The 7,755-nt window shown below is 46.1% G+C and carries 6 protein-coding genes; 3 read left to right on the forward strand and 3 right to left on the reverse strand.

The genetic code is table 11. The annotated features are described in order from the left end of the window. On the reverse strand, positions 1-845 hold an 845-nt coding region (bla, locus tag VM802_RS13320), incomplete at its 3' end, for a class A beta-lactamase (RefSeq protein ID WP_325531214.1). Between the two features lie 166 nt (positions 846-1,011). Here bla and proB point away from each other — a divergent pair. Further along, positions 1,012-2,046 (forward strand): glutamate 5-kinase, encoded by a 1,035-nt coding sequence (gene proB / locus VM802_RS13325; protein WP_325531216.1) that lies wholly within the window; start codon positions 1,012-1,014, stop codon positions 2,044-2,046. An 11-nt stretch (positions 2,047-2,057) separates the two neighbouring features. Continuing rightward, positions 2,058-3,308 (forward strand): glutamate-5-semialdehyde dehydrogenase, encoded by a 1,251-nt coding sequence (locus VM802_RS13330; protein ID WP_325531218.1) that lies wholly within the window; start codon positions 2,058-2,060, stop codon positions 3,306-3,308. Between the two features lie 57 nt (positions 3,309-3,365). On the opposite strand, the gene VM802_RS13335 is transcribed toward VM802_RS13330, so the two are convergent. After that, positions 3,366-4,439, reverse strand: coding sequence for a class I fructose-bisphosphate aldolase (locus VM802_RS13335; RefSeq protein ID WP_325531220.1), 1,074 nt, complete (start codon positions 4,437-4,439; stop codon positions 3,366-3,368). A gap of 178 nt (positions 4,440-4,617) precedes the next feature. Between VM802_RS13335 and VM802_RS13340 the strand changes: the two genes are divergently transcribed. Then, positions 4,618-7,380 carry an alpha/beta hydrolase family protein gene (locus VM802_RS13340; protein WP_325531222.1) on the forward strand — a complete coding sequence of 921 codons (2,763 nt, stop codon included), beginning with the start codon at positions 4,618-4,620 and terminating at the stop codon, positions 7,378-7,380. A 111-nt stretch (positions 7,381-7,491) separates the two neighbouring features. Here VM802_RS13340 and VM802_RS13345 read toward each other — a convergent pair. Further along, positions 7,492-7,755, reverse strand: a 264-nt coding sequence (locus VM802_RS13345; protein WP_325531224.1) for a hypothetical protein, incomplete at its 5' end; no start/stop codon positions are given.

Here is a 7,755-nt window from a genome sequence, read left to right on the forward strand (position 1 = left end):
CGCTCCCGTAATTCCAGGGGTGCGTGTGCATCCTTTACAAGCACGGCAAGCAGGAGATGCCGCCCATCCGGCAGGGTGATGATACCCGCGTCATTGGTGGCAGCCGCCCTCCCGTCAACAGTAAAGGATGAACCGGTTTTATGCGCCACCACAGTACCTGCGGGCAGCAGGCCTTTCAGTCTTTTGGCGCCGGGTCCGGAATTCACCATTATATCCATCAGGAAATGATAACTACTGTCAGACAATACCCTGCCGGTATAAAATATCTTCAGAAGATCTGTCAGCGCCACAGGCGTAACCCAGTTACGGTATTGCGGCAGCAGATCCTTGCCCACCTGCACTTGCTCGGTAGTCGCAATAGCTATATCTTTTACGCCCAGCCGATGTACATATTTATCCGCAGCAGCCGGGCCTCCCAGTATTCTCAGCAATACATCGCAGGCAGTACCATCACTTTCGGCGACGCTATAGCGCAGCAGCTCACGAAGTGATAAATTCACATTGCCGGCAGGATATTTGTCACGGATGGGGCTCCATCCTGTAGCAGGCATCAACTCCGATGGCAGTATGCGAAATTCCTGATCCAGCGTCAGTTTCCCTTTGTCTATCTGATGCAGTACTGCCATCGCGATCGGGAATTTATACACGCTCTGCATAGGATAATGAACTGTCGCATTAAGCGAATAATACGGTCCGTTTTCCAGGATACAGGCCGAAACGCCCACCACTGCTTCAATACTATCGGTAATTTCCTTTACAGCCTTGTCCAACGGCGATTGCGCCCTGGTGTGTCCAGATAGGATAGAAATAAATAAGAAAGAAAAAGATATAGTTCTTTTTAACATGATATACAACTTTTAACCGCAGTGAGCAGCAAAGATATTTACATCACCGGTGTCATTTCCGGCAAGTTTGTTATATTTTATCGAGATGAAAAATGAACGGATGTCATTTTGCGCTAAAATTTTCGCGTTCAGAATATTATTTTAGCCCCTTCAAAACTTTACAGCATTGAGCAAGCCTATTCTCGTCATAAAATTCGGGACAGCGTCTATCACCCACAGCAACGGGGATCTCGACGAAACGGTGATCGCCGGCATAGCCCGGCAGGTGGCAGAGCTGCACAAAAGCTATCACATTGTGCTGGTATCCTCTGGCGCGGTGGCCGCAGGTAAACAGTACATGAAGTCGTACAACGGCAGTATCAGCGAACGCAAGGCCGCAGCCGCCATCGGCAACCCGCTGCTGCTGAGCAAATACAGCCGCTACTTCGCACCATACGATATTGCTGTGGCGCAAAGCCTCTGTGAACGCCAGCATTTCTCCAACCGGGATCAGTTCCTCCAACTGAAACGCACCTACGAAGAACTGTGGGCGAACAATATCATTCCCATCGCCAATGAAAACGATGTGGTCAGCAGTCTTGAGCTGAAGTTCTCCGACAACGACGAACTGGCTACCCTGATAGCAGTGGGCTTTGGTGCATCATTACTGCTTTTCAGTACCTCCGTAGCTGGTGTGCTGGACAGATCAGGACAGGTAGTACCACAGATCGATGAAATCGACAAAGCAGCTCTTTCCCTTGCCGACAAAGAGAAATCTGCGTTGGGCCTCGGCGGGATGGTATCAAAACTGACTTTTGCCAGATTAGCCACCCGCATGGGCATACGGGTAGTGATCTTCGGCATACGCACAGAAGACGGAATCCTCAATGCCATTACAGGAAAAACGGGGACCTTGTGCCTCCCTCAGCCTTGCAGCATTCCCGCCCGCAGGAAATGGCTGGCAAGCGGCAGTCTTGTTACCGGCAGATTACAGATAGACAAAGGCGCAGCAGAAGCAGTACTGAAACGCCATAGCCTGTTGGCAGTAGGTATTACAGCCGTCCTGGAAAAATTTGAATGCGGAGAAGTAATAGAAATTGTCAACGAAGAACAAATAGTCATAGCCGTGGGCAGGGCAAAGATCTCCTCTGATGTGCTGGATACCAGACATAAGGTACAAAACACAGAAGTAGCCCATGCAGACGATATCGTGTTGTTATAAAAAGAAGAAACATGCAGACGATCCTACCAATGCTGGAACGCGCCAGGCAATCAATGGGGTCCATCCGTACCTTACCGGATGCGTCAAAGCAGCTGTTGTTGCAACAGCTGGCGAAATCCATTACTGAGCATATCCCGGAGATCATCCGTGAAAATGTAAAAGACCTCGAACGGATGCCGGATGAGGACCCAAAGAAAGACCGCCTGATGCTCAATGCCCTGCGGCTACGGAGTCTTGCCGCCAGCCTGGTGGATATTGCGCGCCTGCCCGATCCTGCCGGTCAGCTCGTATTGGAAAAACATCTCGACAACGGGCTGCTGGTACAGAAAAAAACGGTGCCGCTGGGTGTGGTGGGTGTTATCTACGAATCCCGCCCCAACGTAACGGTAGACGTAGCGGCGCTCTGTATACGCTCTGGCAACGCCTGTGTACTGCGTGGCGGCTCCGACGCCTTTCATACCAATACCTACCTCGTTCGGCTGATACAGGAGGCACTGCAACAATGTGGGGCTGACATCCATGCCGTACAACTGCTCCCCGCCGATCGTGCGCTGGTGATTGAAATGCTGTCCGCCGTAAAATATATCGACATCATCATTCCCCGCGGCTCACAACAGCTGATAGAATATGTACGGGAGCATTCCCGCGTACCCGTTATTGAAACCGGCGCCGGTGTGTGCCATACCTACGTGGAGAAATCTGCCAACCTGGAGCAGGCTGCAGCGATCGTTGCCAACGCAAAGATCTCCCGCCCATCCGTGTGCAATGCCCTGGATACCGTGCTGGTAGAGCATGTAGTAGCCAGCGACTTTATCTCCCTGGTGATACCGATGCTGGCAGAACATGCTGTGGAAATATATGCAGAACCGTTAGCCCATACCATCCTGAAAGAGCAGGGCTATCCCTATCTGTACGAAGCACAGCCGGAAGACTTCGGCCGCGAGTTCCTGTCGCTCAAATGTTCCTTTAAAGTAGTGCCTGATACAGAAGCCGCGCTGGCACATATCCGCGAGCATTCGTCCAGGCATTCGGAGGCCATCATTTCCCGCAATCCCTCAGTGAGTGAGCATTTCCTTAATGAAGTGGATGCCGCTGCTGTGTATGTGAATGCATCCACACGTTTTACTGACGGAGGTGTGTTTGGTCTTGGAGCCGAGATCGGCATCTCTACGCAGAAACTACATGCACGCGGCCCCTTTGCGCTGGAGAAACTGGTAACAGAGAAATGGTTTATTTATGGAAACGGACAGATAAGAGAATAAACAGCTTTCCTGACAAGTCCTAAACCCGTATCGCCTATTTAGGACTTGTCATCAATACTAAGCAATAGTAACAGCCGGATTCAGGTATACATCCTGGATTGCGTTGAGAAGCTGCACTCCTTCTGCCATCGGACGCTGGAAGGCTTTACGCCCTGATATCAGGCCAGCACCACCCGCTCTCTTATTTACTACCGCAGAACGTACAGCATCCGCCAGATCACCATCTCCTTTGGAAGCCCCACCGGAATTAATGAGCCCCATGCGCCCCATGTAACAATTAGCTACCTGATAGCGGCAAAGGTCAATTGGGTTGTTGGATGTTAGCGTGGTATAGATACGCTCATCCAGTTTTCCATAAGAAGAACTGCCGGTATTCAGCGCCTTGTAGCCGCCATTCACTTCAGGGAGTTTCTGCTTGATAATGTCAGCCTGTATGGTCACACCAAGATGATTGGCTTGCCCTGTGAGATCCGCCGCCAGATGGTAATCCACATCTTTTTTAAAGGCGTCGTTGCGCAAATAGCACCATAGTATTGTAGCCATCCCCAGTTCATGCGCAAGCTCAAAAGCCTGTGCTACCTCCACTAACTGACGGTCTGCATTTTCAGATCCGAAATAAATAGTAGCCCCCACCGCCACTGCGCCAAGATTCCAGGCTTCCTGCACGGTACCGTACATTACCTGATTGGATTGGTTAGGATACGTGAGCAGTTCATTATGATTGATCTTCACAATAAAGGGGATACGGTGCGCATAAGTACGCGATACCGCCGCAAGCACACCAAATGTCGAAGCAACTGCGTTACAACCACCTTCTATTGCCAGTTTTACAATATTCTCCGGGTCAAAATAAGCAGGGGCTTTAGCAAAGGATGCACCTGCACTATGTTCTACGCCCTGATCTACCGGAAGGATGGACATGTATCCTGTACCTCCAAGACGGCCTGAGCGAAAGAGTTGTCCCAGGCTGCGCAGTACCTGCGGGTTGCGACTGGAAGATGCATAAATGTTGTTTATGGTATCCGGTCCGGGCAGATGCAGGTAGTCTTTGGATATTGTCTTGCTTTCGTGCTGCAGAAGGACTTCGCTTTCAGTTCCGAGTAACTCGCTGATTTTTTCCAAGGATAACATATGCGATTGTTTTTGGTAAGACAATTTAAGGATTTAATTGCGGACGGGAATACTTTGATAAAGGCAAAATCACTATTTACATTATTGGCTCAGTGCGGTACTACTGCCAAAACAAAAGTGTATTATAATTTGTAATAGATTACAGTTAATAATTTACCTGCTAAAAATCGAGCCCTCAATGTTACGTAGACCTACCCCTCCCAAAAACGCTATTGAAAACCTAAAGGTATATGCATGTTTTATTACAATCCTCATTTCAATAAATTACTGTTTTGCGCAAGGAAAAGATGACAGTAATCTCAAATCTGCCAAACATGAAAAGCCACCAATTGATTCGAGCGTGTATAATAAATGGCCTGCAATAGACTACTGGCGGTCGATCAGTGATAACGGTAACTATGTAGCTTACAACATCCATAATCAGCCTGCAGGTGGTAATACAATGGTACTACAAGCCACTAAAGGCAACTGGAAAATGGAATTACAAGCAGAGCCTAATAATAATTCATTTACTTCCGGAGGTGACCGGTTTATTTTTATTTCGCACGATAGTTTAGGCATTGTTACCCCGGGGCGATCACCAGCATCATATATTCCTGATGTGATTTCATTTAAACTGCCCGCTAACGGTAATGGAGAATGGTTAGCATATCAGCTTAATGGCGCTGATAAAAAACTGACATTAAGAAATCTCAGATCAGGTAAAGAAAAATCATATTCATCTGTAAATAATTACCTGTTTAGTGAAAACGGGAATTTACTTGTGCTGCAAACAGAAAAAGATTCCACCGCTCAAACTGTGACCATAGTGACCTTGCCAGATTGCAGACAGTCAATTATCTGGCAGGGTACAGCAGCAGGTACTGTTGTCATAAATAGAGAAGGTACGCAAGTTGCATTTATTGCAGAGAATAAACCAGGAGAAAAATCGATCTGGCATTTTAAAAAAGGGACTGACAGCGCGGTGTTGATAGCAAGCAATCAATCTCCGGAAATGCGTAATGAAAAAATTCAGATAGATGATATCACCAATTTCAGTAAAGAGGGAGACAAGCTATTTTTCGGTGTCACTGATATTCGGGAACCTTTGAAGCCATTAGCAGATCCGGTAGCGCTAACTGTATGGAGTTATACAGATACCAAGCTCCAGTCAAGGCAACAAAAGGAGCTTAATGAAACAGAAAGTTACACTGCCGTTATTCATCTCCGCGACCGACGTATTGTTCGGCTTGCAATGCCAAATGAGATAATATTAAATAAGGATATCCGCAGTTATGCCATAATTCGCCATATAGAGCCTGGCGCCGAAATGACAGAGAGTGGTTGGAACACAGCCAGTATGCCTTCATACTTCCTTGTTTCAACCAGGGATGGCACACGCAAACAGATAGCAGCAGGTAATGAAGGAAGAGGAGGATACGACCTGTCCCCAGAAGAGAAATATGTGATTTATTATTGTGATAAAGGCAACTATCCCTTTTATAGTTATGAAATAGCGACAGGCATCATCAGGAACATTTCAGATAAAGCGATTACTGATTCATGGTTTAGTCGTACTCAGGATAATGATATTAATCTTCCAAGATGGATCGCCGGATGGCTGGAAAATGACGAAGCGCTTCTTATGTACGACAGCTATGATATATGGCAATTAGATCCTACAGGGAAAAAAGCACCTGTCAATCTAACCAATGGGTATGGACAGAAACATCATATACTATTTTGCCTGGGTTTGGAACATTATACCAATGAGCCAATTTCATTGAACGAAGGCATTACCTTGAATGCATTCAACCTGGACACTAAAGAGAATGGATTTTTCCGTGTCAGGATAAAGGGGAACAGTGATCCCGAACTGCTGGCTATGGGCCCCTATTTCTATCATTTCCCGGCAGGAGGTTTTACAGGCGTCAATAAAGGGGAATATCCAATCAAAGCGCGTAGTACGGATAAATACCTATTACGCAGGTGCAATGCCGAAGAATCGCCTAACTTTTTTTACACGGCAGACTTCAGACAATACACCCGTTTAAGTAACCTCAAACCGGAAAAAGATTATAATTGGTATACGACAGAACTGCATACCTGGAAAGCGTTGGATGGTAAAGAGATACAAGGCATTTTGTACAAGCCGGAGAATTTTGATCCAGGCAAAAAATATCCTGTCATATTCCATTACTATGAAAGAAAATCTAATGGTTTACATGCTTACCTTCCTCCTGAGCCGTTGAATAGTGGCTGCGCCATCAATATTCCGACCTTCGTGAGCAATGGATACCTGGTTTTCACACCTGATATTTATTATACCATGGGTGATCCCATGCAGGGCGCTTTTGATGCCGTTGCTTCGGCTGCAGGTTATATTAGCCAACTTTCATTTGTTGATTCGACCAGGATGGGATTACAGGGATGTAGCTTTGGAGGGATTGAAACCAATTATTTGGTAACACATACCAATATTTTCAAAGCAGCCTGCTCTGCCTCCGGGTTAGGTAACTTTATCAGCGATTATGGAAGTGTAGGTAGTGACGGAAGATGCCTGCAAGATATGTTTGAATATGGAGGACAAATACGCATGGGAGGAACCTTATGGCAAATTCCTGACCTCTATATTAAAAACTCAGCCATCTTCAATGCAGACAAAGTAACCACGCCTTTTTTATTAATGCATACCACCAAAGATGGCGTGTGTAATTTTTCTCAGGCAATTGAATTATTCACGGCCTTGCGAAGGCTAAGAAAAAAAGCATGGTTATTGGAATACACAAATGGGAACCACGGCATATGGGGAAAATCAGGCTACGACTTCAGTATTCGTATGCAACAATTCTTTGACCATTACCTGAAAAATAAGCCGGCGCCTAAATGGATGACCCAAGGAATCCCAGCAAAAATGAAGGGTGTGCTTAACGGTCTTGAACTGGATCACTATGCATTATAGACAACATCGTAAAGTCATGTAAAAGGGAAATAATTTCCTTTTACATGACTTCACAAACATTAACTATTATTTTAAGTACTTATGAGTGACTAAATACATTAATTACGATTTTCATACAGTCTTTATTATGTAGATTGTAGGGCAAGGTGCTGTGGTAGGAGCTGTACTTAATCTTACGGTAAATGCATTTGGAACTCTAGGTCCAGTAGTTTCAAAAAGTACAGCGGTTGCTAAACTACAATGCCAATTTCGTGTATTAGTCATATAAAAAACATGGGGGTATCTGTTGGCCTTAAATGCCAATGCTCCGGCTGTAGCAACCAATACAATCATTGCTGCCAAAGCTATTTTCGCTTTTTTCATAAGTAAACTGCT

It is taken from the genome of Chitinophaga sp. (assembly GCF_035538455.1).
Taxonomy (GTDB): Bacteria; Bacteroidota; Bacteroidia; order Chitinophagales; family Chitinophagaceae; genus Chitinophaga.

What these genes read in the sequence shown, in the direction of transcription:
- VM802_RS13335 (WP_325531220.1), bottom strand. Translation starts at nt 4,439, where the DNA reads ATGTTATCCTTGGAAAAAATCAGCGAGTTACTCGGAACTGAAAGCGAA.
- VM802_RS13330 (WP_325531218.1), top strand. Translation starts at nt 2,058, where the DNA reads ATGCAGACGATCCTACCAATGCTGGAACGCGCCAGGCAATCAATGGGG.
- VM802_RS13340 (WP_325531222.1), top strand. Translation starts at nt 4,618, where the DNA reads ATGTTACGTAGACCTACCCCTCCCAAAAACGCTATTGAAAACCTAAAG.